Genomic DNA, 24984 nt, shown 5'->3' with positions numbered 1-24984 from the left:
GATCGGCCGGCTCGCTGTGGGCGATGACCACGAAGCCCCGCAATCGCTCCAGGTCATCCGCCGCCGGGCGCGGGTGCGGGCCGTCGCCCGCGCGAGCGGGCGGGATCACTTCTTGCCCTTCTTCCCCTTCCCCGCCGCATTGTCGCGGTTCTTGCCGTTGCGTTCCCGGCGGAACTCGGCGAGCCGGCGGTCGGTCTCCGCCTCAGCCGCCGCGGCCAGCGGGAACATCACCGGGTAGAGCAGCTTGGCGAAGATCAGGATGAGCGGCGCCAGCCAGGCCCACCAGGGAATCCCGGACTCGGGGCCGAACAGCGCTCCGACCACCCGATAAGGCATGTCGACGCCGTCGTCCATCACCAGCCTCCAAGGTACGAATGGAACCCGTCGCGCATGACGACTCCCTAAGCTGTCGGTCGGCCCCAACTATCGGACCGGCGCCCGGCCGGATTAGCCTCGCCCGCTCCCGTTCCGCGCGGGAAGGCTCGACCCGGGAAATTGCCACCGTCCCGCAACGTCGCGCACCCGGCCGGCAACCGGGCACCGGCCGCCTCCTGCACCACCCCGCCCGGCGCGACCGCAGCGCCCGTTACGCGTGCGAAGGAGACCGGGCCGCCGGCCCCGACCGCGGGGACGAGAAGGGCCGAGCCCGCGTACGAGAAAGGCCGGGCCGCCGGGCGGCCCCGGCGGCCCGGCCCGGATCCGCCCGCTCATGGGCGCGCCCGGGTGCCCGGGCCGCCGCGAGGTACCTGAGTCCCACTACACTTTGCGGCTATGGCAAAACCCCAGGAGAAGGTGTCGTTCGGCGAGCGCCTGAAGCAGATCGGCCAGGTGTTCTCGTTCACCGCGAAACAGGACAAGTGGTTCGTTCCGCTGGTCATCGCGGCGGTGCTGATCCCGGTCGCGCTGACCGTGGTCGCCACGCTCAACTGGGGTCTGCTCTGGATCCCGGTCGGCATCCTGATCACGCTGCTGGCCGTGCTGATCGTGCTGAACCTGCGCTCCAACGCGGCGATGATGAACGTGGCCGAGGGCCAGCCCGGCGCCGCCGCGTCGCTGATGGAGAACATGCGCGGCGACTGGCGGGTCCGCCCGGCGGCCAGCTCGACCACCCAGTTCGACATGGTGCACGTGGTGATCGGCCGGCCCGGCGTCATCCTGCTCGCCGAGGGCAACCCGCAGCGGGTCAAGGCCCTGCTCGGCCAGGAGAAGAAGCGCCTGTCGAAGGTGATCGGCAACGCGCCGATCTACGACTACGTGATCGGCACCGAGGAGGGTCAGCTCCCGGTCCGCAAGCTGCGCACCACGATGCTGCGGTTGCCCCGCAACCTGACCGGCAAGGACGTCAACGCGCTGGACAAGCGCCTGAGCGCGCTGATGGCTCGGCCGCAGATGCCGAAGGGCGCCATCCCGAAGAACATGCGGCCCAGCAAGGGGGCCTTCCGGCAGCAGCGCCCACGCTGACGCCGCTGACCGCCCGGTGATCCCGCGCCACCGGGCCGCGAACGCCGCGCCGGGGCCGAGACTTCCACCGCCGGTCCTTCCCGGCCGCACCGCCGCGCGGCCCTGGCGGCCTGTCCCGGAGTGCGGCCCGATGGCGCGCACGCCGCCGCCGGCGCGGCTGCTCCCGCCGATGCGGCACGCACCCCCGCCAGCGCACCCCGCCGATGCGGCACGCACCCGCGCCGGTCCGGCACGCGCCCGGCGGCGGCGCAGCCGGTTCCCGCACGGCCGCTCCCGGTGCAGCCGGTCTCCGCGAGGTCCCGGGTCCACGGTGGGCACGCGGCACGTCGTCGCGAGCGCGGGCGGAGACGACCAGGCTGTCCGGCACGTACGTCCGCGTGGGGTTCTGGCGCACCGTCCGGGAGGGCATCCTGGACCGGGAGGTGGTCGTCCGGATGGCCGCGCCGACGATGTCGAGAGTGGCTGAGGGCATCCGCGACCGCACGTACTCGCAATGAGGAGTGGCCCGTGTCCAGCACCCTGGCGGTCCCCGGCACCTACCCCACCATTCGTGACGCGCTCGAGGTCGCCCCGGACGGTGCGGTGGTCGCCATCGCCGCCGGGACCTACCGGGAACGGATCGAGCTGCGCGGCCGGCGCCTGACCCTGCGCGGCACCGGCGAGCCGGGCGCCGCCGCCGTGGACGCGGCCGGGCTCGACGGCCCGGCGCTGGCCGTGCTCGGTGGCGCGGTGACCGTCGAGGGGCTGGCGCTGACGTCCGGGGAGCATCCCGCGATCGCGGTCAGCGGCGCCCGGCTGACCGTACGCAAATGCCGGGTGTCCGCCGGCGCCGCCGCCGGTCTGCAGGTCACCGACATGTCCACCGTGGAGGCCGCCGAGGTGCGGGTCCTGGGCGGGCGGCACGGTCTGGTGTTCTCCGACGCCGGCGGCACCGTGGAGGGCTGCGAGATCCGCGACGTGCACGACGACGGCGTGATCGTCCGGCTCGGCGCGGACCCGGCGATCCGGGACACCGTCGTCGCCGGGTGCGGTTTCCGCGGGATCTACGTCTACCAGTCCGGCCGCCCGCTGATCGAGCGCTGCGACGTCTCCGGCGCCGGCGACGCCGGCATCGTCGTCGCCGGGGGCGGCGCCCCGCGCATCGCCGGGACCTGGGTGCACCAGACCGCCGGCTCGGGCATCGTGGTCGGGCCGGGCTGCACCGCGGTCGTCGAGCGGTGCCGGGTGGAGGGCACCGCCGAGCCGGGGGTCGTGGTGGACCCGCGGGCCCGGGCCACCGTGACGCTCACCGGGAGCGGCCCGGCGCCGCGGACCGGCATCGCCGAGGCCGGCGCCGGGCAGGATGCCGCCGAGGTGGACCGGCTGCTCACCGAACTCGACTCGATGATCGGGCTGGCCGGGGTGAAGAACGAGGTCCGTGCCCTGATCGACGAGATCCAGGTGAACGAGTGGCGGCGCGGCGCCGGGCTCGCGGTCGGCACGGCCAGCCACCACCTGATCTTCACCGGGGCCCCGGGCACCGGCAAGACCACCGTGGCCCGCGTCTACGGCCGGCTGCTCAAGGCGCTCGGCGTGCTGCCGGACGGCCGGTTCCGCGAGGTGTCCCGCCGTGACCTGGTCGGCCAGTACATCGGGCACACCGCGGAGAAGACCACCTCGGTGTTCGAGGAGGCGATGGGCGGGGTGCTGTTCATCGACGAGGCGTACACCCTGTCCCGCGCGGCCGCAACCGGCGCCGACTTCGGCCAGGAGGCGATCGACACCCTGGTCAAGCTGATGGAGGACCACCGCGACCGGGTCGCCGTGATCGTCGCCGGCTACACCCGGGAGATGCTCGACTTCCTGGACGCCAACTCCGGTCTGGCCTCCCGGTTCGCCAAGACCATGGAATTCGAGGACTACGGGCCGGACGAGCTGGTGCTGATCGCCACCCGGATCGCCCGCAACGACGACTACGTGTTCGCGCCCGGCCTCGCCGAGGCGCTGCACGAGCACTTCTCCCGGATCGAACGCGACCGTAACTTCGGCAACGCGCGCGAGGCCCGCAAGCTGCTGGAGGGGATGCGCAAGGCGCAGTCCGGACGGCTGCGGGCGCTGGGCCGGATGCCCGGCCGGGAGGAGCTGGCCACCCTGGTCCGCGAGGATCTGCTCGCCGCGCTCCGCTGAACGGACCCCCACCGGACATAGAATGGGATCGCTACCGGCCGGTGGGGAGGCGGAGTGGTGGAGCCAGGCGGGGGTCACCCGGGGCGGGCCCACGGCGTCGCCGTGCCACCCCCGCCCGCCGGGCCGCCCCCGCGGCAGCCGCAGGCGCCACCCCTGCGTCCGGCCGGGGCCGCCGCCGAGGTGCGGCCGGTCCCGCGCCGCGGCCGGGTCGGCCCGGTGAGCCTGACCCAGCTCGCGGTCGCCGAGCTGGCCGTGCTGGCCACGGTCGCGGCGGCCTTGCGGGGGCCGGTGCCGGCCGTGCTCACCGGCGCTCTCGGGCTGGCCCTGACCGGCGTCCTCCTCGCGCGGCAGCGGGGCCGCTGGTGGTGGGAGCATCGCGGGATCGCCCGCCGGTACGCGCGGCGGCGGGCGGCCGTCGCGCAGACCGGCCCCGGGCCGATGCTGGCCGCGCTCCGCACCATCGCCCCCGGACTGGCCGTCCGGGACCTGACCGCGCCGGACGGCACGCGCGCCGGGGTGGCCCGCGACGAGGGCGGCTGGTTCAGTGTGGTCGCGCTCCGCCCCACCGCCCCGACGGGCCACGACGCCGCGCCGGTCCCGCTGGACGCGCTGGTCGACGCAGTGGCCGCGACCGAGCAGCCGGGTGTGGTGCTGGGGCTGGTCACACACACCGTGCCGGCGCCGAGCCCGGACGTGCACGCGTCGTCCCCGGCCGGATCGTCGTACCGCCGGCTGGTCGAGGCGATCGGTCCGGCGGCGATCCCGGCGTACCGGGAGTCCACGATCAGCGTCCGGGTGGACGCCCGGGCCCTCGCCGAGGCGCTGCACGACCACACCGTCGACCTGGAGGCCGCCGCCGCCCTGGTCGCCGGGCTGGGCCGCAGGGTGGTGACCGGGCTGCGCCGGATCGGCGTCGAGTGCCGGGTGCTGGACGCCGGTGAGCTTCTGGCCGTGCTGGCCCGCTCCTGCGACGTCGAGGCCGGCCCGCCGGCCGGGGGCGTTCAGACGGGCGAGGAGTGGACGCACTGGCGGTCGGCCCGGCTGGTGCACCGGACGTACTGGCTACGGACCTGGCCCGCCTCGGCCGCGGAGATCGGTCCGCTGTTCGCCTGGGCGGCCACCGCCCCGGCCGCGCAGACCGACGTGGCGCTCGTGCTGGACGCCGGGGACGGTGACGAGGAGGTGGCGGTGCGCGCCTTCATCCGGCTGGCCGCCCGGCCGGACGCGGACCTCGGCGCGCTGGATCGGGCGCTGGTGGAAGGGGCCCGCCGGGTCGGCGCCGAGCTGCGGCCGCTGGACGGGGAGCACGGGCCGGCCGCCTACGCCACGGCGCCGACGGGAGGTGGAGCGGGATGAGCGATCCGGGCCGGCGGCCGCACCCGCCGCGACAGGGTGCGGGGAACGCCGCGCAGGCGCAGCCCGCACCGACGCGGGACTCGGGGTTCCGGCCCGCCGCCCCGACCGGATTCCCACCGGCCGAGCAGGACCTGTTCCCCGAGCAGCCACCATCTCCACCGGCGCCACCGACCGCACCGCACGGCCGGGCGCCGGTCACGCCGGGCGAGCCGCCCGGCGACGACCTGGCGCGCACCGGGCCGTCCGGGCGGACCTCGCCGCTGCACATCGGCTGGCACACGGTCGCGCGGCGGGCGCTGCGCCGGGTGACCGTGGCCCCGCCCGCCGGGGCCGGACTGGTGCTGGGCCGCGACCGGGAACACGTCCCGGTGCCGCTGCGGCTGTTCGCGCCGGAGCCGGTACGGATCGCCCTGGTCGGCGGCGTGTGGGCGGCTCAACTGCTGATCTTCCGGGCGTTCGCGCTGGGCACCCGGGTGGTCGTGGTGACCACCGAGCCGCGGGCCTGGGCCGGTTTCGGCGAACACGCCACCGGCCAGTACAACCGGCTCACCGTGCACCGCGGCGATCCGGGCGCGGCGCCGGCCGGGTCCCCGCAGACGCCCGCCCTGACCGTGTACGACCTGGGCATGACCGGCCCGGCCACCACCCCACCGCCGGGCCCGTGGGCTGCCCAGCTCACCATTCTGCGCCGACTGGACCGGCCGGGGGTGGCCGCGCTGTGCGACGCCCAGCTGGCCGTGCTGCAACGGCTCGGCGGGGACGAGGCGGCGCTGGCCACGTCGGCGCTGCGGCTGCCCCCGCACAGCGGCCAGCTCCTGCAGTCCATGGCGGACGACGTTCTGGCGGTGATCGGCGCGGGCGCCGACCGGTACGTCTCCCTCGCGCAGACAGCGACCGAACGGCATTCCATCGGCCTCCCCCGGCGCTGATACCGGTCCTCTCCGGATCCGCGCCGACGCGGTACCGGCAGAGCCGCGCGGTACCGGCAGAGCCGCGCGGTACCGGCAGAGCCGCGCGGTACCGGCACAGCCGACACGGCACCGGCACAGCCGACACGGCACCGGCACAGCCGACACGGCACCGGCACAGCCGACACGGCACCGGCACAGCCGACACGGCACCGGCACGAGGGACCGCCATCGGCTGACCGGTCACGGCGGCCCGCCTCGCGGTCGGGGGTGCGAGACGATCCGGGCGGCCGGACGCCCCGCACCCCGCCGGGTCAGGAGACCTTCACGGTGAGGGTGGAGCTGGTGCCGGTGGCGTTGGCGGTGCCGCCGGCGACGACCACCCGCAGTTTCCAGGTGCCGCGGCTGAAGGCGCGTTTGACCGAGTACCCGCCGCCGGCGGAGGTCGTGGTGTTGTTCAGGGTGACCCAGCGGCCGCCGACGGCGCGCTGGAGGGTGACCTTCGCGCCGGCCCGGGCCGGTCGGACCGAGCCGCTGATCGTGATCTTCTTGCCGGCCTTGGGCTTGGCGCTGCTGGCTTTGGCCGAGACGGCATAGCGGACCGTGGCCCACGGCGCCGCCGAGGTGGCCGGCCACAGGCCCATGGCGTCGGCGAGCCGGACCCGGTAGGCGCTGGTGGCCGTGGGCCGGACCGTCGTCCGCCAGGATCCGAGCGAGTCGGTCCGCAACGTGGCGACCCGGGTCCACGCGCCGGTGCCGGCGGCCCGCCGTTCCAGCGTGACCGCGAAGCCGGTGGCCGGGGCCCGGCCGCCGACGACCCGGCCGCTGAGCGCGACCGGCTGCCCGTGCGTGACCGCGGCCGGTGACCGGGTGATCGGGAGACCGGCCGGACGCAGCTGGACCGTGGTCTCCGGGCCGTCGCCGGCTTCGCTGGTCGGGCGGACCCCGATGGTGTAGGCCTTCCGGGGGTCCAGGCCGGTCAGGGTCCGCGACCGGTCGTTGAAGTGGACCTTCGTCTCGGTGCCGGGCGAGACCCGGACGACGAAGCCGTCAGTGAAGTACTTGTACGGGTCCCAGTTGGGCCGCTCCCAGGTCAGCAGCGCGGTGCCGTCGGCACGGCCGGTGACGGTCACGTTGTACACCGCGTCCGGCTTCTCCGCCGGGAGGACCCGCCACGGGATCGAGGCCGTCGCCTGGTTCCCGTCCGGGTCGGTGGCGGTCAGCACCGCGGTTCCCGACCCGACGGCGGTGACTCTCCCGGAGAGGTGTACGCGGTAGACGCCCAGGTCCGCCATCTCCACCGTCAGCAGCATGCCGTCGGGCACGCCGGCGGTGGTCACGTTGAGCGGCTGGAACTTGTCCGCCCAGTGATCCGGCGTGTCGGCGAAGGTGGCCTGGAAGGTCAGCCTGGCCACCGGGCCGAGCGTCTCGGTCAGTTGTGGGGTGGCCGAGCGCAGGGTCACCGGGCCCTTGACCACCCACCTCGTCTCCTTGCTGTCGCTGTTGCCGTCCGGGTCGGTGGCGGTGATGGTGCTGGTGTAGTAGGCCCTGGTGGTGGGCGCCCCGGTGATCAGGCCGTGCGCGTCGATCGACACGCCCGGCGGCAGGCCGGTGGCGCTGAAGGTGAGCTCCTGTTGCTGCGGGTCGCGGGCACTGACCTGCAGGCGCACCGGCTCGCCGACCTTCGGGACGACGACGCGGTCCGGGAGAGGGGCCATCACCGGCGCGCCGTTCGGAACCTGTGCCGAGCTCACCCCGGCGGCCAGCCAGGCGGCGTCCACGGTGCGCTGCTCGGTGCTGCCGGCGCCGTAGAGGTCGGCGGCGGCCCGCAGGGTCGCCTCCCGGGCCCCGGCGTAGTTGGTGTTCGACACCATGTAGAGGCTGAGCGCGCGGTACCAGATCTGCGCCGCCCGGTCGTTGCCGAGGCCGGTCACCGGCGGGGCGTCACCGCACGGTCTGCTGTCGCCCCAGCGGGAGGCGCCGCTGCCCACGGCCAGGTTGTAGAAGAACTTGTTGCCGATGCCGGACGAGTGGTGCACGTCCAGGTCCTTGGCCGTCGGGGTCCAGCAGGACAGCGACTTGCCGTCCTTGCTCGGCTCGTCCATCCACCGCGACGGCGTACCGTCGAGCCGGGTCTTCTCGCTGACCGTGTAGTCCGGCGTGTCGACCGGGCTGTCGACGTGGAACTCGACCAGCGTCCCGAAGATGTCGCTGCTGGCCTCGTTCAGGCCGCCGGACTCCCCCCGGTAGATCAGGTCGGCGGTGGCGTCGGTGAGGCCGTGGGCCATCTCGTGGCCGACCACGTCGAGCGTCGTGTACGGCGCACGGTTGTCCCCGCCACCGTCGCCGAACGTCATGCACTTGCAGGTGCTGCTCCACGACGCGTTGTTCTCGTCCACGTCGTGGTGCACGTAGGCGGTCACGCCGGCGCGGTCGCCGAACAGGCCCGTACGGCCGAAGGTGTCCCGCAGGTAGTCCCACGTCCGGGCCATGCCGTAGAGCACGTCGACGGCGACCGTGGCCCGATCGGCGCGGGTGCCGTCACCCCACACGTTGTCCGCGTCGGAGAACTCGGCGGATCGCCAGAGCGCGGAACCGTGGTACGTGTTCAGGGCATCGCTGACGGTGTTGCCGCCGTGCTCCGGGTCGACCAGCGTGTAGCTGCCGTCCTGCCGCCGGGTGGTGCTCAGCTCGACGTCGCCGACGTGGAGCCCGTGTCCGGTGCCCTGCTCGCCGGTGTGGACGGTGTCGTAGGACAGGCGGATCCTCCCGGTCATCGCGTCGACGATCACCACCTTCGTGCCGCCGGTGACCTCCCAGGCGAGCGCGGGCTCGCCGTCGAGGGCGTCGACGATCCGCCGCGTCTGTGCCCGGCCCCGCAGCCCGGCCGCCTCGATCGCCCGCTCCCGGCTGACCTTCGCGGTCCTCGGTACGTCGATCACCCGCTGCTGGGTCAGGGTCGCGCCGCTGAACCGGCCGGACGCGTCGGTGTGCACCACGAAGTCGCCGCCGAGCACGGGCAGCCCGCGGTGGGTGCGATGGAACCGGACGTGCCGCTCCCCGCCCGGGTCCACCACGGTGTCCACCGCCTGGTACTTCTCGGTCGACGCGGATTTGATCGCGGTGGCGTTGCGGCGCGCCTCGGCTCGTGCGCCGGCGATCGCCTGGGACCGGGTGACCGACGGTTTCGGCACGGCCGTCCGCGCCGCCGCCGGCGATGTCGGCCGGGTCCCGGGCAGCGAGCCGGTCACGGCCGGCTGCGCCTGGGGCAGCTGCCCGGTGGCGCTCCCGTCGGCTTTCGCGATCGCGACGCCGCCACCGGCCAGGGCCAGCGCGGCGGCGAGCGCGATCAGGGCACGGCGTTGCCGCGTCGTCATGCTCGAACTCCCCCGATTGGATCGATGACGGCGGAACGATACAGGATCGACGCCATCGACGCGGGTGCGTCTCCATCGGGTCGGCGCCGCACACGATTCGCGGCTGTCCACTTCGGTCCGATACGCGACCGATGAGCACTGCCTGTCACCGTCCGCTTCGGACCGTGGGCGGCGGCCGGGCGGCACGGCCACGCCGAGCGACGTGGCTCGCCGTCAGCGGGCCGGTGGGGTCCAGGCCAGCTGCACCAGCCGCGCGCCCTGCCGGCGGGTGATCATCCAGGCGCGGCCGGGTGGCAGCGTCTGCGGCTTGATCGTGCCGAACAACGGACCCTCCTCGCGCGGGCCGGACATCATGATGCCCGGTGCGGCGAGCTCCCGGATCCGGCCGATGAGCGGGTCGAACATGGCCCGCGCCGCGCCCCCGATCCGGCGGGTGAGCACCAGGTGCAGGCCGATGTCGCGGGCCTGCGGCAGGAACTCCAGCAGCGGCAGCAGCGGGTTCTGCGCCGCGGCGGCGACCAGGTCGTAGTCGTCGACCAGGACGTACAGGTGCGGGCCGGTCCACCAGCTGCGGTTGTCGAGCATCTCCGGGGTGACGTCCGGGCCGGGCAGCCGCTCCCGCATGGCCACCGCCACCTGGCCGATCAGCTCCGCGGTGACCTGGTGCGACGTACCGTAGCCGATGGTGTTCCCGGCCGGGACGCACCCGAGCAGGCTGCGGCGCAGGTCGACGAGGAGGACCCGGGCCTGGGCCGGGGTGTTGCCGGCCACGATCGACCTGGCCAGGCCGCGCAGGAACGAGCTCTTGCCACTCTCGATGTCGCCGAGGAGCAGGGCGTGCGGCTCGGCGTCGAAGTCCAGCCAGACCGGCTGCAGGTCGGCCTCGGCGATGCCGATCGGGACCAGGGCCCCGCGGGCCGGCGGCAGCGCCTCGAACGGCAGCTCCGGCGGCAGCAGCCGGACCCGGGGCGCGCTCGGCCCGCCCCACTGCTCGGTGGCCTGCTTGACCAGCTCGGCGACCGCCTCGGCGAGGTCGTCGGTGCGCTGCTCCCGGTCGATGCGGGGCAGCGCGGCGAGGAAGTGGTGCCCGTCCGGGGTGAGGCCGCGGCCGGGCGACCGCTCCGGTACGTTCACCGCCTCCCGCCGGTTGATCAGCGAGTCGGCGGGTTCGCCGAGGCGCAGCTCGACCCGGGTGCCGAAGACGTCGCGGATCTGCGGCCGCACGTCCATCCAGCGGCTCGCGGCGGCGATCACGTGGACGCCGAAGCCCAGTCCCCGGTTGGCCAGCTCGTGCACGGTCGGCTCGAGGTCCTCGAAGTCGGACCGCAGCGTCGACCAGCCGTCGATGACCAGGAACACGTCGCCGAACGGGTCCTCGGCCCACCCGCCCTGCGCCCGCGAGCGCCGGTACGCCGCCATGCCCTCCACGTTGCGCCGGGCGAACAGATCCTCCCGCCCGCGCATCACTCCGTGCACCTCGGCGATGGTGCGCCGGACCCGGTCGGTGTCCCGCCGGGTCGCCACGCCGCCGACGTGCGGCAGGTCGGTGAGCGCGCCGAGCGGGCCGCCACCGAAGTCGAGGACGTAGAACTGCGCCTCGCGCGGGGTGTGGGTGAGCGCGAGGCCGGCGATCAGGGTGCGCAGCAGGTTCGACTTGCCGGACTGGGCGCCGCCGACCACGAGCAGGTTGCCGGCCGCCCCGGAGAGGTCCAGCCACAGCGGATCGCGGCGCTGGTCGAACGGCTTGTCGACGATCCCGGCCAGGGCGTGCAGGGCGCCGAACCGCTCGACCGCGTCGACCGTCAGGCCGCGGTCCGGCATCGAGATCACCGGTGGCAGCATCTGGCCGAGGGTGGGCGCCCGGTCCAGCGGCGGCAGCCAGACCTCGTGCGCCGGGGCGCCGCGGCCCTCCATCTGCCGGGCCAGGACGTCCATCAGGGTGTCGCCCCGGACCGGCTCCGCGGCGTCCCGGCCGGTCTCCACCGGCTCCGGCCGCTCGTCCGGCGCGGGCGCCGCCCAGTACGTGCTGAAGTCGTGGATCGGGCTGCCCGCCGCGGTGCCGCCGGCCGCGACGGCGCCCTCGCGGCGCACCGCCCCGGACACGTAGGCGGCCTTGAACCGGACCAGCCCGTCGGTGCCGGCCCGCAGGTAGCCGTGCCCCGGGTGGTGCGGCAGCTCGTACGCGTCCGGCACGCCGAGCACCGCCCGGCTCTCCATCGAGGAGAAGGTGCGCAGGCCGATCCGGTACGACAGGTGCGACTCCAGCCCGCGCAGCCGCCCCTCCTCCAGCTTCTGCGAGGCGAGCAGCAGGTGGATGCCGAGCGACCGGCCGACGCGTCCGATCTGGACGAACATGTCGATGAAGTCCGGCCGGTCGGCGAGCAGCTCGGAGAACTCGTCGACGATCAGGACCAGGCTGGGCAGCGGGGCCAGCGGCACCCCGGCGGCCCGGGCCCGCTCGTAGTCGCGCTGCGAGGCGTAGTTGCCGGCCTTGCGCAGCAGCTCCTGCCGCCGGGTCAGCTCGCCCTGGATGGCGCCGAGCATCCGGTCGACCAGCGGCTGCTCGTCCTGCAGGTTGGTGATCATCGCGGCGGTGTGCGGCAGCCGGTCCAGCGAGGCGAACGTGGCGCCGCCCTTGTAGTCGACCAGCACGAAGTTGAGGATCTCCGGGTGGTGGGTCAGCGCCAGCGCCACCACCAGGGTGCGCAGCAGCTCCGACTTGCCGGAGCCGGTGGCGCCGATCAGCAGCCCGTGCGGGCCCATGCCGTCCTGCGCCGACTCCTTGAGGTCCAGCTCGACCGGCCGGCCGTCGGCCCCGATGCCGATCGGCACCCGCAGCCGGTCCCGGTTGGGCCGGCCGGCCCACAGCGTCGCCAGGTCCACCCGGTACGGATCGTCCTGCGCGAGCAGCTCGGTCAGTCCCATGTCCGCCGCGATGGCGGGCTGCTCGCCGTACGTCGCGGCGGACAGCCGCAGCGGCGCCAGCTCCCGGGCCAGCACCTCGATCTGTGCCGCGCCGAGCGCGTCGGCCCGGCCCACCGGGGTGGCGCCGTCCATGGTGGCGCCGGTGACCGTGCCGTCGGCGGCGATCTCAAGGACCACCGAGCTGTCGTCGAGCAGCCGGGGCGGCGGGGCGGACAGGTCCAGGACGGTGACGCCGGCGACCCCACCCTCGGTCATCAGGTGGTCGGAGCCGGCCGTCGCGCCGCCGTCGATGATCACGACCAGGTGCGGGCCGCCCGGCGCCGGGCCGGCCGGGTCGAACCGCGGACGGTTGACCAGCACGTCGTCGAGCATCGCCTCGAGTGCGGGCACGCTCGGCGCGACCAGCCGCACCGGGCCGACCGCGTCGGTCTTGTCCGGGTGCTGGGCGTGCGGCAGCCACTTGGCCCACTCCCAGCCGGCCCGCAGATGATCCGGCACGCAGATGCCCAGCCGCAGGTCGTCGGGGGCGTGGAAGGTGACGAGTTGGGCGACCAGCGCCCGGCAGAGGTCGTGCCGCGCGGCGTCGGCGCCGCGCAGGTAGACGCGCGAGAAGTCGCGCAGCGCGACGGAGACCGGCAGGTCCGGCACCACCGAGTAGGTGCTGACGAACCTGCGCAGCGCCATCGCGCACAGCGGCTCCAGTTCGTCGACCGGGCGGGTCTGCGGCGGGATCAGCCGGGTCGCCACCTCCTGGCCCCCGACCGCGATGCGGACCACGGTGAAGTCGGCGTCGTGGCGGCGTCGCTCCCACAGCCGGCCGCTGTCGGCGAACGTCCACAGGGTGCCCGGGTCGGGGTTGCGGTAGTACAGCGCCTCGCGCTGCTGCCGGATGGTGTCCCGCAACTGGGCGCGCAGCTGGGCGAGGTGCCGCAGGTACCGCCGGCGGGACTCGATCATCTCGCGCCGGCCCGGCCCGGAGGTGCTGGTCGCCATCATCGCGATCATGCCGAGGACGGAGACGCCGTACATCGCTCCGGCCACATAGGTCAGCGGGCCGCCCCGCTGCACGCCCATCATCAGGCCCATCGCCGCCGCGCCGGCGCCCATCGGCAACGCCATGAGCATCCGGGTCCAGCCCTTGCCGGCCGGCGGCGGGATCTCCGGCGGCGGGTCGAGCAGCACCTCACCGGAGGGCATCGCGGGCGCGGGCCGGCGCGGAGGCCGCTTGACGATGGTCACGGTCACGCTGGGCTCTCCCCCAGGATCGGCGCTCAGGCGCAAGGCTCCTCCCGCAAGCGAAGCAGGGCACGGCCCGGCCCGGCAACCCCGCGATCGACAAAGGCCGATCCGGTACGGCGGAGCCTGCTAGGTTGTGTGGCGCAGCGCCCACCACTGGAGGTGATCACGTGACCACACCGGGTGGCTCCAGCCTGGCCCGCGTGACCATCGCCGCCCCGACCCGCCGGCTGGACCTGGCCCTGCCGGACAACATGCTGGTCGGCGAGCTGCTGCCGCACCTGCTGCGGCACGCCGAGGGGGCGCTCGGCGAGCCGGCCGGGCACCAGGGCGGCTGGGTGCTGCGCCGGGCCACCGGGGCCGCGCTGGAGCCGCATCGGAACCTGGCCGCCCAGGGCGTGCGGGACGGGGAACTGCTGCACCTGAAACCGGCCCGGGAGGACTGGCCCGAGCCGGCGTACGACGACGTGGTCGAGGTGATCGCCAGCGGCGCCCGGCGCGCCGGGCGGTCCTGGGGCCCGGCCGCGACCCGCCGCGGCGGCCTGGCCGTCTTCGCCACCGCGCTGCTGACCGGCCTGTCCGGACTGGTGCTCGGCGGCCCGGCCCGGGGCGTCGCGGCGGCCGTCGCGCTGGCCGTGGCCCTCGCCCTGGCGGTGGCCGGCATCCTGCTGTCCCGGGCGTTCGCCGACGCGGGCGCCGGCGCGGTGGTCGCCGCCACCGGCCTGCCGTACGCGTTCTTCGGCGGCGCCTGGCTGTTGGGCACGTCCGGCGCCGGGCGGCTCGGCATCGGCGCCCCGGCCCTGCTGCTCGGCTCTGCGGCGCTGCTGGTGCTCAGCGTGCTCGGGCACGCCGGGGTGGCCGCGCTGCCCCGGCTCTTCGTGGCCGGCGCCGCGACCGCCGTGACCGGGCTGCTGGCCGCCCTGCTCGCGCTGGCCGGGGTGTCCCCGGACGGCGCGGCCGGGGCCGCCCTGACCGCGGCGATCGGCCTGCTCCCCGGTTACCCGGTGCTGGCCGCCTGGCTCGGCCGGCTGCCGTTCCCGCAGCTGCCCGGCCGCGCCGAGGAGATCCTCAAGGACGAGCCGATGCCGCGCCGCGCGGACGTCTTCGCCGCCGTGGTGCGCGCCGACGAGGTGCTCACCGGCCTGCTGCTGGCCGCCGCGTTCAGCAGCGTCGTGGCGATCCTGCACCTCGGCTGGACCGGCCCGGACACGTCCGCGACGCTGCTGATCGCGGCGGCGGTGACCGCGCTGCTGCTGCGGGCCCGGCTGCTGGCCACGCCGCGGCAGCGCGGCCCGCTGCTGGTCGCCGGGGTCGCCGGGTCGGCCGTGCTGGGCGTCGGGGCGGTCCTGGCCGGCGCCGTCCCGGGCCTGCTGGTGCTGGCCGGCGCGGTGCTGGCCGGCGCGGTCGCGCTGAGCGCCGCGGTCGTCTACAGCCGCCGGCCGCCCTCGCCCTACCTGGGCCGGGCCGCCGACCTGCTGGACGTGCTCGCCGTCCTGGCGCTGATCCCGCTGGCCTGCGCGGTGACGGGTGTCTTCGACGACATCCGCGGGCTGTTCTCCTCGATCGGCGGGTGAGGCGGCATGGCCTCGCGTCGTGACCAGTTGCAGTCGTACCAGTTCCGGAACCAGCGGGTGGTCTCCGCCTTCGTGATGCGCGAGACCGACCCGGCGCAGTCCCCGCTGCGCCGCGGCGCCGGCGCGCTGTTCGCCGGGCTGATGGTGGCGGTCCTGATCGCCGCCGGGTTCGGCGTCTACGGCCTGCTGACCAGGGTCGGCGACAACCGGTGGAGGAGCGACGGCTCGGTGGTCGTCGAGCGGGAGTCCGGCGCCAGCTTCGTCTACCTGGGCGGCCGGCTCAACCCGGCGCTGAACCTCACCTCGGCCAAGCTCGCCGCCGGCCGGCAGAATCCCGCGGTTCACCGGATCGCCGCCAAGGCGCTGGCCGGGGTGCCGCGCGGGGTGACCATCGGCATCCCGAACGCGCCGGCGTCGCTGCCCGCCGCCGGTCAGCGGGTCGGCCTGCCCTGGGCGATGTGCGCGGCGCCGGGCGGTGACCCGGCGTCGGCGCTGCTGGTCGGCTCGCCGGGCCCGGCCGGCGCCGCCCTCGGCGAGCGCGGCCTGCTGGTGAGCGACCCGCGCGGCGACGACATCCAGCTCGTCTGGCACGGCTTCCGGCACCGGATCCGGGACCCGGCGGTCACCCTGCCGGCGCTGTTCGGCGCGGCCGAGGCCACCCCGGTCGGTGTGGCCTGGTCGAACGCGCTGCCGGCCGGCGCGGACATCGCCGCCGTGCCGGTGCCGAACCGCGGCGATCCGTCGCGGCGGGTGGACGGCTTCGACAACGGCGACGTGCTGGCCGTCCAGGTCGGCGCCGGCCGCACCCAGTTCTATCTGGTGCTGGACGACGGCCTGCGGGCCGTCACCGCGCTGCAGCAGACCGTGCTGAACGCCGCCTTCCCGGCCCGGCCCACCCCCGTCCCGGTCGCCGTGATCAGCGGCAACCCGCAGGTCAAGCCGCCCGCCGGGAACGCCGTGGCAGCGCCGCCGGAGGTGGCCCCGCAACTCGCCGCGCTCGCTGCCGGCACGACCGCCTGCGCGGTCACCCGGACGGCGGCCGAACCGCCGGCGATCATCGTGGGTGGCGCGGCCGGAGCTCTCCGGGTGGCGGTGCCGACCACCGGCAGCACCGCCGGTGGGCGGGCGCTGGCCGACGCGGTCGGCGTCCCGGGAGGCCGTTTCGCCCTGGTCCGCGTTCCCGGCTCGGGCGGCTTCCAGCTGGTGACCGACCTCGGGGTACGACATCCGGTCCCGGACGCGGACGCGCTGGGCCGGCTCGGGTACCCCGCCGGCGCGGCCACCGAGGTGCCCACCGCGCTGGTCGGCACGATCCCGCAGGGCGTGACGCTGGACCCGGCGGTGGCGTCCCGGCCGGCGGTCACGACCGGCTGACCGGCGCGGTCCAGGCCGGTGGGCGCCGATGTGGCCGGCCGGTCCGATACCGCGGCGCAGCCGGGGCCGGTCAGCCGGAGCGGTCCAGCTGCTCCAGCGGAGCCGGTCAACCGAAGCGGTCCGGCTACTCCAGCGGGGCCGGTCAACCGAAGCGGTCCAGCTGCTCCAGCGGGGCCGGTCAACCGAAGCGGTCCAGCTGCTCCAGCAGCATGACCGGCGGCCCCGGCTCGACCGGCTCGTCGGTGGGCAGCCGCGCCGCCAGGACCGGCCGCCAGCCCTGCCGCCGGCTGCGCCGCAGCGCCGCGGCCGCCAGCAGCACCGCGCCCACCGCGACAGCCGCCACCGCGGTCGCGGCGCAGGCGGCCACCCGCCGCCGGTGCTGCGCCCCGGTGCGGTCCGCGGGCGGCGCGGGCAGCGCCGGCAGGGCCCGCGCCGGCTGCTCGGCGAGCCGCCCGGTGACCGCGGCGTACGGGTTGACCACCCCGGCGCCGAACGCGTCCCCGCCGGCCGCCGGGCTGGCCGACGCGGTCAGCAGCCGGGTCAGCCGGGCGACCGGCATGCGCCCGTGCCGGTTGCGGATCAGCGCCGCCGTCGCGCCCACGTAACCCGCGGCCAGCGCCGTGCCGTCCGCCTCGGCCAGAGCGTCCGCCGGGCCGTCGCCGCCCTGCAGGGTGGGCACCGCGACGCCCGGGGCGACCAGGTCGACGTAGTCGCCGTGCGGCGACCCGGGGGCGATCCGCCCGTCCCGGTCGATCGCGCCGACGCCGATCACGTCCGGGTGGGCCGCCGGGTACGGCGTCGGGTTGCCGTCCCGGTCCGCGCCGAGCTCCCCGGCCGCGGCGATCACCGGCACGTCCCGGGCGACCGCCGCCGCGACCGCCGCGCGCAGCGACGGACTGTCGCGGTAGGAGGCCGCGGCGACGACGATCACCTCGGCGCCGCCGCGCAGCGCGAGATCCACCCCACGGGCCAGGTCGGCGGGGTCGGCGGGGTCCCGTGACGCCGCGTTTTCTCCCACCACCCGCACCGGCAGGATGGTGGCCCGCGGGGCCAGCCCGGTGACCGGGCCGGTGTCCGGCGGGCCTGCGGCGATCACCCGGCCACTCCGGTCCCGAGGCCGGCGCAGTCGGTGTTCGCCGCGCCCGCCCCGCCGGTGACGTCACCGCCGGGCAGCACCCGGCCGCCGAACTGCCGGTGGTCGGCCCGGACCCCGGTGGCCAGGACCGCGACCGTGACACCGCCGCCCCGGGTGAACGCGGCGACCGCGTCGATCGCGAGCATCGACCGGGGCCACGCCGTGGTCGATGCGACCGGACCGGCGGTGGCGCAGCCGGCGGCGTACGCCGCCGGCTGCCGGACCGGCGCGGCGACCGTGAGCAGCGCCGCGGCCAGCAGGACAGCGGTTGCGCGTGCGGTGAGCACGGGGGACCCCTCCGAGGTCGGCCCGCCCGGCGTCAGCCGGGCGGGGATGCCGGCGGTCCGGGCGCCGGCGGCCGGCCGCTCACATCCCGGCGGCGATCTGCTGGTCGATCTGCTGCATCCGCTCCGCGGACGCGCCGAGCCTCATCCCGACGCTGGCCAGCGCTGTCTTGATCTCGGTGGCGCCCTGGTTCCACTTCTGCCGGGCCTGGTCGCAGGCCTCGCCCGCGGCGCCGGTCCAGTCCGCGGCGAACAGCTGGGTGAACGCCGTGTACAGGTCGTTGAGCTGCTGGTCCATCTGCCCCTCGAAGGTGCCGATGGCCACGGCCACGTCGTTGATCTGTCCGAAGTTGTAGGTGATGCTCATGTCGGGCCTCTCCGATCTGGTTCGGGGCGCTCAGCCGCGCAGGATGCTGACGACGGAGCTGTCACCGGTGGCCGCGGTCCGGATGGACTGGGCGGCGTCCTCGTCCTGGGTGCCGTACCGGGTGGCGGCGCCGGTCATCTTGCCGCCCAGCTCCGCCAGCGCGTTCATGATCTTCGACAGGCCGTCGTTCAGCTGGAGGGAGACGTCCTGCAGCGCGTTGTTGGCCGCGCCCTGGAAGCCGCCGCCGCCGAGCGCCTGGATCCGGTCCAGCACCTGCGCCATGCCGCGGGAGATGTGCTGACCGGTGTCCTCGCAGCGCTGCGCCATCGCGTTGAGCTGTTCCTGCGTGGCATGGACCTGGCCCATGCCGGAAGTTCCTGCCAAGGTGGTTCACCCCGATCCTCAGGCGCCGGCGCGCTCGGCGAGCAGCCGGCGGAACGTCGATGCGAGCCCCGCGACGCAGGGCTGCCCCGGTGTACCGCCGGTGGCCCGGTCCGGTTCACCACGGACCCCGTCGAACCGGAGCCGCGGCGCGGCTGTACTCCACCGCGTTCCCGCTGTCGTGCCGGGCCGCCCCGGTGGCCGGTACGGCACATGAGGTGACCAGGAGGCGCCAGATGGGCGACCGGACCGACGCGTACGACCGGACGACGTACCGCAGCACCGACCAGCCGTGGCCCGGCGACGCCGCCCCGGTCGACGTCGACCTCGACGGCCTGCGGGAGTACGCGCGGCTGATCGCCGCCCGCGGGGTCGAGCTGGCCGAGGACCTCCCGCACCTGACCCCCCTGACGGACGCCCCGCACCGGGCGTGGCAGGGCCGGGTGCTCGGCGAGGCCGCCGCGGTCCGGCAACAGCTGCTGAACAACGCGTCCGAGCTGTTCGCCTACCTCGGCGCGCTGGGCCGGACGTTGCACAACATCGGCGCCGCGGCGCAGACCATCGCCGACATCTACCGGGACGGCGACGCCACGTCCGCCGCCTCACTCGACGACGTGCGGTTCGCCTTCGGCGACAGATCCGTGGCCCGCCCGGACGGCCTGCCCGCGACGATCGGCCGCACCTACCAGGAGGCACCGGCCGTGCCGGACGGCGACGGGCCGCCCGGCACGCTGACCCCCGGGCAGGACCGGCCGGCCCCCGAGGGCGCACCGGCGCCGACCGGCACGGTGGCCTCGGCGTACGACCCGTTCGCCGGGAAGGGACAGGGCTGATCCGATGGACGGCTCGTACTTCGGCGCGACCGCCGACCCGGCCTACGGGGTGAGCCCGTACGCCGGGACGAGGCACTACCGGGAACTGACCTACGAGTCCGACTACACCCCGGCGCCCGGTGAGCACAACCCGCTCACCATCGAGATGATCGCGTGGATGATCGCAAACGCGCACCCGGAGCGGATCTCGGTGCTCGGCGATCACTGGCAGAACGCCGTCACGGTGCTCACCCGGTACCGCGGCCACCTGCTCGACCACAGCCGGGTGCTGCAGCAGCGGGACTGGGCGTCGCCGCAGGCCCGGGACATGTTCCTGAAGCGGGGCCCGGGCGAGGCGCTGGCCTACCTGGACGTCTGGATCGAGGCGGCGCAGCGGAACCTGACCGCGCTGCGCCACCTGACCGACGTCGCGACGGAGTCGCGGGCCGAGATGGACGACCTGATGAGCCGCTACCGGCAGGCGCTGCGGGACGCGCAGCGGGTGGACCTCGCCGGCCGGTTGAGCGAGTGGCTCGACCCCGGCCGCCTGCTGAACACCACCTGGGACGACGCCGAGAAGTTCCAGATCCAGCAGCAGGTGCGCGAGGCCGAGCGGGAGTTCACCCGGCAGGCGCAGGAGCTCGCCCAGAAGTACGCCAACCAGTACTCGGAGTACAGCCGGGAGCTGACCGCCGGGGCCGGGCCGCCGTTCCAGCCGATGAACGTGGTGCTCAACCAGCCCGGCCACGCCCCGGTCACCGGCCCGGCCGGCCGGCCGGGCGTGGGTGCGGTCACGCTGCCCGCGCTGCCGATCGGCGCGCTGCCGCCCGTCGTCCCGCCGTCCGCGCCCGCCGCGCCGGGCGGCACGCGGCCGCTGGAGCCGCCCGGCCGGCTGCCGGGGCAGTTCCCGGGGCAGCTTCCCGGCCGGTTGCCGGCTTCGCCCCCGGGCGTCGTTCCCGGTCCGCCGCCGGGTCGGTTCCCAGCGGCGCCGGGGCCGGCGCCGCTGTTCCCGGTTCCCGGGCCGTCGCCGCTGTTCCCGGCGCCGGGTGGGCCGGCCGACCGGGACGTCGTCCCGCCCAGCCTCGGCCGGCAACCGCCGTCCGTCCCGCCGGGCACCCTGCTGCCGAACCCGGGACAGCTGACCCGCACCGCGTTCGGGCGGCCGGCGCCACCACCGGGCCTCGGCCAGCCACCCGGCCGTACCCTGCGCCGGGGCGGTCCGGGCCCGGCCGAGCCGGGCGTGTCGCCGGGTCTCCGGGGCGGTCCCGGCCCGGTCGTCCCGGGTCCGCCGCCGGGTCTCCGGGGCGGTCCCGGCCCGGTCGTCCCGGGTCCGCCGCCGGGCCGCCGAAGCGATCCAGGCACGACCGTCCCCGGTCCGCCGCCGGGCCGCCGAAGCGATCCGGGTGGGGCGGATCCGGGCCTGCCGCCGGGCCGGGCCGGCGGACGCGGGCGGGGCGAGCCGGAGCGCGACGCGCGGACGGCGGGCGCTCCGGCGGCGACTTCTGGCCGCCCGCCGGGCGGCACGCCGCCGCCGGTGCTGATCAACCCGGCCGGTGACCGCCGGCGTCGCCCCGGCAGCGCCGAGGAGCTGCATCGCTCCGTCCCGTCCGGCGGCGCCCCACCGGACGGCGCCACGCCTGCGGTGCTGAGCCGCCCGGGACCGCCCGGTGATCCGGCTGTGGCCCGGCCGCCGGCGCGGCGGCCGGACGACACCGTCCGGGATGACCTGTCCGGGGCCGCCCCGGCCCGGGTCGGCACCGCTCGGGGGGACGTTTCCGGGGCCGCGCCGGCCCGGTCCGGCGCCGCCTGGGGTGACCCGTTCGGGGCCGTGCAGGCCCGGTCCGGCGCGAGTCCCGGCACGCTGAACGCGCCGCTCCCGCCGCCCGGCGGGTCGCGGGTGTCCCGGTTGGAGGAGGTGCCGGACGGACTGCGCAGCCGCGCCGCGGGACCGGGAACCGGGCCGCCGGAGCCCGGCCGGCCCCGGATCACCGGCGAGGCGGCGCCGGTCCGCGGCGCGGACCCGGAGGCTCCGGGTGTGGTCACCGACCGGCAGGCGTTCGAGGTGTGGACTCCGGGCGGCGGCGTGGTGACCGGCCGGCGCGAGCGACCGGCGCCGGAGCCGGAGATCGGCCGGATCCTCGGGCCGGAGCGGTGAGGCCGGTCAGCGCCGGCCGGACCGGACCACGATCGAGCCGGCCACCCGGTCGTGCACTCCCCGGCCCTGTGCGTCGGCGATCAGCGCGGGGATCAGCAGGGCCAGCAGGACCGCGCGGCCAAGGCCGCGGAGCAGGCCGATCGCCCCGCCGTCGGCGTACGACACGCAGCGGACCCGGGCCAGGCGCATCCCCGGCGTCTCGCCGAACAGCCCGATGAAGACGGTGTTCAGCAGGACCAGCAGCACGACCGGCGGCCACTGCGCCCGGTACGGGCTGGCGTACAGGCTGGCCAGCAGCAGGCAGAGAACCCAGTCGATGAGCAACGCGACCAGCCGTTGCCCGCCACCGGCCGGTTCCCGGCCGGCCGGGGCCACGGGTGCGTCGTTCGCGGAAGCTGCCACGACCGCCGAGCCTACGCGATAGGGTCCTTCAGGTCGGCCTCACGCTCGGGGCGTGCCTGATCAACCGGTTGCGTAACACGGCGGAAACAATAGGGATACGCCGGGGCAACTCCGTACCCATAACGTCGCGACCAGCCTTGCCAGGTGGCGGCCCATGCCGCCCGGTATCGGAAAACTGTGCCAGGAGGACGTGTGTTCGCCAATCCCGAGGAACTCCTGCGATACCTCAAAGACGAGGACGTCAAGTTCGTCGACGTACGTTTCTGTGACCTCCCCGGCGTGATGCAGCACTTCAACATCCCGGTGGAGTCGTTCGACGACAGCGTGGTCACCGACGGTCTCGCGTTCGACGGGTCCTCGATCCGCGGCTTCCAGGCCATCCACGAGTCCGACATGATGCTGCTGCCGGACGTCGCCACCGCCTTCGTCGACCCGTTCCGCGCGCAGAAGACCCTGGCGCTGAACTTCTTCATCCACGACCCGTTCACCCGCGAGGCGTACTCGCGTGACCCGCGGAACGTGGCCAAGAAGGCCGAGGCGTACCTGGCGTCCAGCGGCATCGCCGACACCGCCTACTTCGGCGCCGAGGCGGAGTTCTACATCTTCGACTCGATCCGCCACGAGACCTCCGCGCACCAGGCGTTCTACTACATCGACTCGATCGAGGGCGCGTGGAACTCGGGCCGTGAGGAGGCCGGCGGCAACCGCGGTTACAAGACCGCGTTCAAGGGCGGCTACTTCCCGGTCTCCCCGGTCGACCACTACTCCGACCTGCGCGACGCCATGTGCCGCCGGCTGATCGAGAGCGGTTTCACCGTCGAGCGCTCGCACCACGAGGTCGGCACCGCCGGCCAGGCCGAGATCAACTACAAGTTCTCGACGCTGCTGCACGCCGGCGACCAGATGCAGCTGTTCAAGTACATCATCAAGAACACCGCCTGGGAGCACGGCAAGACCGTGACGTTCATGCCGAAGCCGCTGTTCGGCGACAACGGCTCGGGCATGCACACCCACCAGAGCCTCTGGCTCGGCGGCGAGCCGCTGTTCTACGACGAGACCGGTTACGCCGGCCTGTCCGACACCGCCCGCTGGTACATCGGTGGCCTGCTGCACCACGCGCCGTCGCTGCTGGCGTTCACCAACCCGACCGTCAACTCGTACCGGCGCCTGGTGCCCGGCTACGAGGCCCCGGTCAACCTGGTCTACTCGCAGCGCAACCGCTCCGCCTGCACCCGTATCCCGGTGACCGGCAGCAACCCGAAGGCCAAGCGCGTCGAGTTCCGCGTGCCGGACCCGTCGTCCAACCCGTACCTGGCCTTCTCCGCCCAGATGATGGCCGGCCTGGACGGCATCAAGAACAAGATCGAGCCGCCGGCGCCGATCGACAAGGACCTGTACGACCTGCCGCCGGAGGAGTGGGGCAGCGTCAAGCAGGTGCCCGGCTCGCTGGACGCCGTGCTCAACTCCCTCGAGGCCGACCACGACTTCCTCACCGCCGGTGGCGTCTTCACCGACGACCTGATCTCCACCTGGATCGACTACAAGCGCACCAACGAGATCGACCCGGTCCGCCTGCGCCCGACGCCGCACGAGTTCGAGATGTACTACAACGTCTGACACACCGCCCTCCAGCCCGGACCCGCTGCGGCGGATCCCCGGGCCGGATCGGAACCACCGGCGAGCCATCGACCACCCCACCCGGGCGCGGTCGATGGCTCGCCGCGTTCTGGCCGCCTACTCCGGGACCGCGAGATGGCGCTGCTCTCCGGCCCGATAGCGGCGGCCACGGTCCCGCCCGATCCGGAGCGCGCCGGATCCGCGAGCCTGTGGTGGCCGGCGGATCAGGCGTGGGGTGTCGCCACGGGCCCGGATCCCGACAGCACGTATGTCGGCGGAAGCCGACATCGACGCGTCGATTGATCACCTCGAAGCCGTGCCGATCCCCGCCGAGCACGGCATCACCTGGACAGCCATCGCCTCAACGCGGCGGGACACGGCTGATGCACGTGAGCGTGCCGCCGCGTGCCTATGATCCGGGGAACGACGGCCGGCTGGAGGGATGGCGATGAGCGAGGGTTTCGGGCTGGTCGTGCGGTTCGTGCTGCGTGACGAGCAAGCCGCTCAGGGGTTCGACGAGCTGGTCGCGCGGACCGCCGCCGGGATCCGGGAGAGCGAGCCGCAGACGCTGGCGTACGTCGTGCACGGCGTTCCGGGTGAGCCGCTCGTCCGGGTCTTCTACGAGCTGTACGCGGACCGCGCCGCGTTCGAGGCGCACGAGCGGCAGCCGCACACCCGCCGTTTCCTCGCCGAGCGGGAGCGGTATCTCGCCGCGACCGAGGTGACCTTCCTCGACGTCCTGGGTGGCAAGCGCGGTCAGTGGTAGGTGCGTTTGCCGAGCAGGTGCGCGGTCTGCCAGAGGTGACTGGCGCGACGGTGGGCGGTGCTGATCGCCCGGGCCGGGTCACGGGGCAGGGCGGACGCGATCAGCAGGCTGAACGCGGCGGTGAGCGGGTGCTCACCGACCTCGACCGGCTCCGGGACCACCACGCCGAGGTACGGGCGGCGCAACGCCCGGGGTGCGATCACCGCCAGGATGCGGTGCAGGTGGGCGCGCTGGGAGACGATCGCCACCGGGCGCGGGTCGCCGAAGTGGCCCTCGTGCTCGGAGCGGATCAGGTTCGTCACGGTGTCGATGGAGCGGCGCTCCGGTCGTACGCGATCGGGGTCGATGCCGAGCGCGACCAGCTCGGACCGCATCGCGTCGGCTTCCGGCCGGCCGCGGAAGACCTCGCCGACCGCCTCCGGCGTGGTCCACGGCGGGCCCTTGCCGTCGGCCGGGGACTTGTAACCGGAGCAGACGATGCGGCCGCCGCGGGCGCCGATCCGCCGGTACAGCGAGGCGGCGACCGCCACGCGGGCCGCCGCCGCCGGGGTGAGGCCGAGGCCGGTGGCGTCCCGGCCGCGGCCGGGCACCAGCACGTGCGCGACCTGGTCCAGGGTCAGGCCGCGGGTTCCGGGCAGCACCTCGAACTCCACCCGGCCAAGTGTGCCAGCGTGCCCCGCGCCCCGGC

19 protein-coding genes are annotated in these 24984 nt (G+C 75.1%); 10 read left to right on the top strand and 9 right to left on the bottom strand.

Going from position 1 to position 24984, the window contains the following annotated elements:
• Positions 1 to 105 precede the first annotated feature (105 nt).
• Positions 106 to 354: a hypothetical protein gene (locus ACTEI_RS07360; RefSeq protein WP_122976952.1), complete on the bottom strand. Its 249-nt coding sequence runs from the start codon at positions 352 to 354 to the stop codon at positions 106 to 108.
• 417 nt (positions 355 to 771) lie between these two features.
• On the opposite strand from ACTEI_RS07360, the gene ACTEI_RS07355 reads away from it, so the two are divergent.
• From ACTEI_RS07355 to ACTEI_RS07340, 4 genes are all read left to right on the top strand, one after another.
• Complete coding sequence (locus ACTEI_RS07355) at positions 772 to 1461, top strand: DUF4191 domain-containing protein (protein WP_122976951.1); 690 nt, start codon at positions 772 to 774, stop codon at positions 1459 to 1461.
• Between the two features lie 507 nt (positions 1462 to 1968).
• Positions 1969 to 3627: a right-handed parallel beta-helix repeat-containing protein gene (locus tag ACTEI_RS07350; RefSeq protein ID WP_122976950.1), complete on the top strand. Its 1659-nt coding sequence runs from the start codon at positions 1969 to 1971 to the stop codon at positions 3625 to 3627.
• Positions 3628 to 3729: 102 nt separating this feature from the next.
• Complete coding sequence (locus ACTEI_RS07345; RefSeq protein WP_239082228.1) at positions 3730 to 4983, top strand: type VII secretion protein EccE; 1254 nt, start codon at positions 3730 to 3732, stop codon at positions 4981 to 4983.
• Complete coding sequence (locus tag ACTEI_RS07340; RefSeq protein WP_187645898.1) at positions 4980 to 5912, top strand: hypothetical protein; 933 nt, start codon at positions 4980 to 4982, stop codon at positions 5910 to 5912. Before ACTEI_RS07345 ends, ACTEI_RS07340 begins: the two co-directional genes overlap by 4 nt.
• A gap of 293 nt (positions 5913 to 6205) precedes the next feature.
• On the opposite strand, the gene ACTEI_RS07335 is transcribed toward ACTEI_RS07340, so the two are convergent.
• Positions 6206 to 9268 (bottom strand): M4 family metallopeptidase, encoded by a 3063-nt coding sequence (locus ACTEI_RS07335; protein WP_122976949.1) that lies wholly within the window; start codon positions 9266 to 9268, stop codon positions 6206 to 6208.
• 213 nt (positions 9269 to 9481) lie between these two features.
• Positions 9482 to 13438, bottom strand: coding sequence for a type VII secretion protein EccCa (gene eccCa / locus ACTEI_RS07330; protein ID WP_122976948.1), 3957 nt, complete (start codon positions 13436 to 13438; stop codon positions 9482 to 9484).
• A 161-nt stretch (positions 13439 to 13599) separates the two neighbouring features.
• Between eccCa and eccD the strand changes: the two genes are divergently transcribed.
• Positions 13600 to 15003 (top strand): type VII secretion integral membrane protein EccD, encoded by a 1404-nt coding sequence (gene eccD, locus ACTEI_RS07325; RefSeq protein ID WP_122976947.1) that lies wholly within the window; start codon positions 13600 to 13602, stop codon positions 15001 to 15003.
• Between the two features lie 6 nt (positions 15004 to 15009).
• Positions 15010 to 16377, top strand: a complete 1368-nt coding sequence (eccB, locus tag ACTEI_RS07320; RefSeq protein ID WP_122976946.1) for a type VII secretion protein EccB — start codon at positions 15010 to 15012, stop codon at positions 16375 to 16377.
• Between the two features lie 178 nt (positions 16378 to 16555).
• Here the strand turns inward: eccB and ACTEI_RS07315 are convergent, their stop codons facing one another.
• From ACTEI_RS07315 to ACTEI_RS07300, 4 genes are all read right to left on the bottom strand, one after another.
• The gene (locus ACTEI_RS07315; RefSeq protein WP_164465873.1) at positions 16556 to 17473 is read right to left on the bottom strand and encodes a S8 family serine peptidase; all 918 of its coding nucleotides are present in this window, start codon (positions 17471 to 17473) and stop codon (positions 16556 to 16558) included.
• Positions 17470 to 17799 carry a S8/S53 family peptidase gene (locus tag ACTEI_RS07310; protein ID WP_122976944.1) on the bottom strand — a complete coding sequence of 110 codons (330 nt, stop codon included), beginning with the start codon at positions 17797 to 17799 and terminating at the stop codon, positions 17470 to 17472. Before ACTEI_RS07310 ends, ACTEI_RS07315 begins: the two co-directional genes overlap by 4 nt.
• 79 nt (positions 17800 to 17878) lie before the next feature.
• A complete protein-coding gene (locus tag ACTEI_RS07305) occupies positions 17879 to 18163 on the bottom strand; it encodes a WXG100 family type VII secretion target (RefSeq protein ID WP_122976943.1) in 285 nt (94 codons plus the stop codon).
• 30 nt (positions 18164 to 18193) lie between these two features.
• On the bottom strand, positions 18194 to 18529 hold the full coding sequence (locus ACTEI_RS07300; RefSeq protein WP_122976942.1) for a WXG100 family type VII secretion target: 336 nt from the start codon (positions 18527 to 18529) through the stop codon (positions 18194 to 18196).
• Between the two features lie 251 nt (positions 18530 to 18780).
• Here ACTEI_RS07300 and ACTEI_RS07295 point away from each other — a divergent pair, with 251 nt between their 5' ends.
• Both ACTEI_RS07295 and ACTEI_RS07290 read left to right on the top strand, forming a co-directional pair.
• Positions 18781 to 19377 carry a hypothetical protein gene (locus ACTEI_RS07295; protein WP_122976941.1) on the top strand — a complete coding sequence of 199 codons (597 nt, stop codon included), beginning with the start codon at positions 18781 to 18783 and terminating at the stop codon, positions 19375 to 19377.
• Between the two features lie 4 nt (positions 19378 to 19381).
• A complete protein-coding gene (locus ACTEI_RS07290) occupies positions 19382 to 21511 on the top strand; it encodes a hypothetical protein (protein ID WP_122976940.1) in 2130 nt (709 codons plus the stop codon).
• A gap of 6 nt (positions 21512 to 21517) precedes the next feature.
• Here the strand turns inward: ACTEI_RS07290 and ACTEI_RS07285 are convergent, their stop codons facing one another.
• Complete coding sequence (locus ACTEI_RS07285) at positions 21518 to 21913, bottom strand: RDD family protein (protein WP_122976939.1); 396 nt, start codon at positions 21911 to 21913, stop codon at positions 21518 to 21520.
• A 192-nt stretch (positions 21914 to 22105) separates the two neighbouring features.
• Here ACTEI_RS07285 and glnA point away from each other — a divergent pair, with 192 nt between their 5' ends.
• Both glnA and ACTEI_RS07275 read left to right on the top strand, forming a co-directional pair.
• Positions 22106 to 23530 (top strand): type I glutamate--ammonia ligase, encoded by a 1425-nt coding sequence (glnA, locus tag ACTEI_RS07280; protein ID WP_122976938.1) that lies wholly within the window; start codon positions 22106 to 22108, stop codon positions 23528 to 23530.
• 448 nt (positions 23531 to 23978) lie between these two features.
• Positions 23979 to 24296: a putative quinol monooxygenase gene (locus tag ACTEI_RS07275; RefSeq protein ID WP_122981970.1), complete on the top strand. Its 318-nt coding sequence runs from the start codon at positions 23979 to 23981 to the stop codon at positions 24294 to 24296.
• Here the strand turns inward: ACTEI_RS07275 and ACTEI_RS07270 are convergent.
• Positions 24287 to 24949, bottom strand: a complete 663-nt coding sequence (locus ACTEI_RS07270; protein ID WP_164465872.1) for a YdcF family protein — start codon at positions 24947 to 24949, stop codon at positions 24287 to 24289. The genes ACTEI_RS07275 and ACTEI_RS07270 overlap by 10 nt on opposite strands.
• Between the last annotated feature and the right edge of the window lie 35 nt (positions 24950 to 24984).

It is taken from the genome of Actinoplanes teichomyceticus ATCC 31121 (assembly GCF_003711105.1).
In the GTDB taxonomy this organism is placed as follows: domain Bacteria; phylum Actinomycetota; class Actinomycetes; order Mycobacteriales; family Micromonosporaceae; genus Actinoplanes; species Actinoplanes teichomyceticus.
The sequence above is the reverse complement of the archived record's forward strand: the minus strand, read 5'-3'. Positions and strand labels throughout refer to the sequence as shown.

Excerpts from the sequence above, each read along its gene's own strand:
- ACTEI_RS07360 (WP_122976952.1), bottom strand. The coding sequence starts at position 354 with ATGGACGACGGCGTCGACATGCCTTATCGGGTGGTCGGAGCGCTGTTC.
- ACTEI_RS07335 (WP_122976949.1), bottom strand. The coding sequence starts at position 9,268 with ATGACGACGCGGCAACGCCGTGCCCTGATCGCGCTCGCCGCCGCGCTG.
- ACTEI_RS07305 (WP_122976943.1), bottom strand. The coding sequence starts at position 18,163 with ATGAGCATCACCTACAACTTCGGACAGATCAACGACGTGGCCGTGGCC.
- eccB (WP_122976946.1), top strand. The coding sequence starts at position 15,010 with ATGGCCTCGCGTCGTGACCAGTTGCAGTCGTACCAGTTCCGGAACCAG.
- ACTEI_RS07300 (WP_122976942.1), bottom strand. The coding sequence starts at position 18,529 with ATGGGCCAGGTCCATGCCACGCAGGAACAGCTCAACGCGATGGCGCAG.
- ACTEI_RS07340 (WP_187645898.1), top strand. The coding sequence starts at position 4,980 with ATGAGCGATCCGGGCCGGCGGCCGCACCCGCCGCGACAGGGTGCGGGG.
- ACTEI_RS07290 (WP_122976940.1), top strand. The coding sequence starts at position 19,382 with ATGGACGGCTCGTACTTCGGCGCGACCGCCGACCCGGCCTACGGGGTG.
- ACTEI_RS07275 (WP_122981970.1), top strand. The coding sequence starts at position 23,979 with ATGAGCGAGGGTTTCGGGCTGGTCGTGCGGTTCGTGCTGCGTGACGAG.
- ACTEI_RS07295 (WP_122976941.1), top strand. The coding sequence starts at position 18,781 with ATGGGCGACCGGACCGACGCGTACGACCGGACGACGTACCGCAGCACC.
- ACTEI_RS07355 (WP_122976951.1), top strand. The coding sequence starts at position 772 with ATGGCAAAACCCCAGGAGAAGGTGTCGTTCGGCGAGCGCCTGAAGCAG.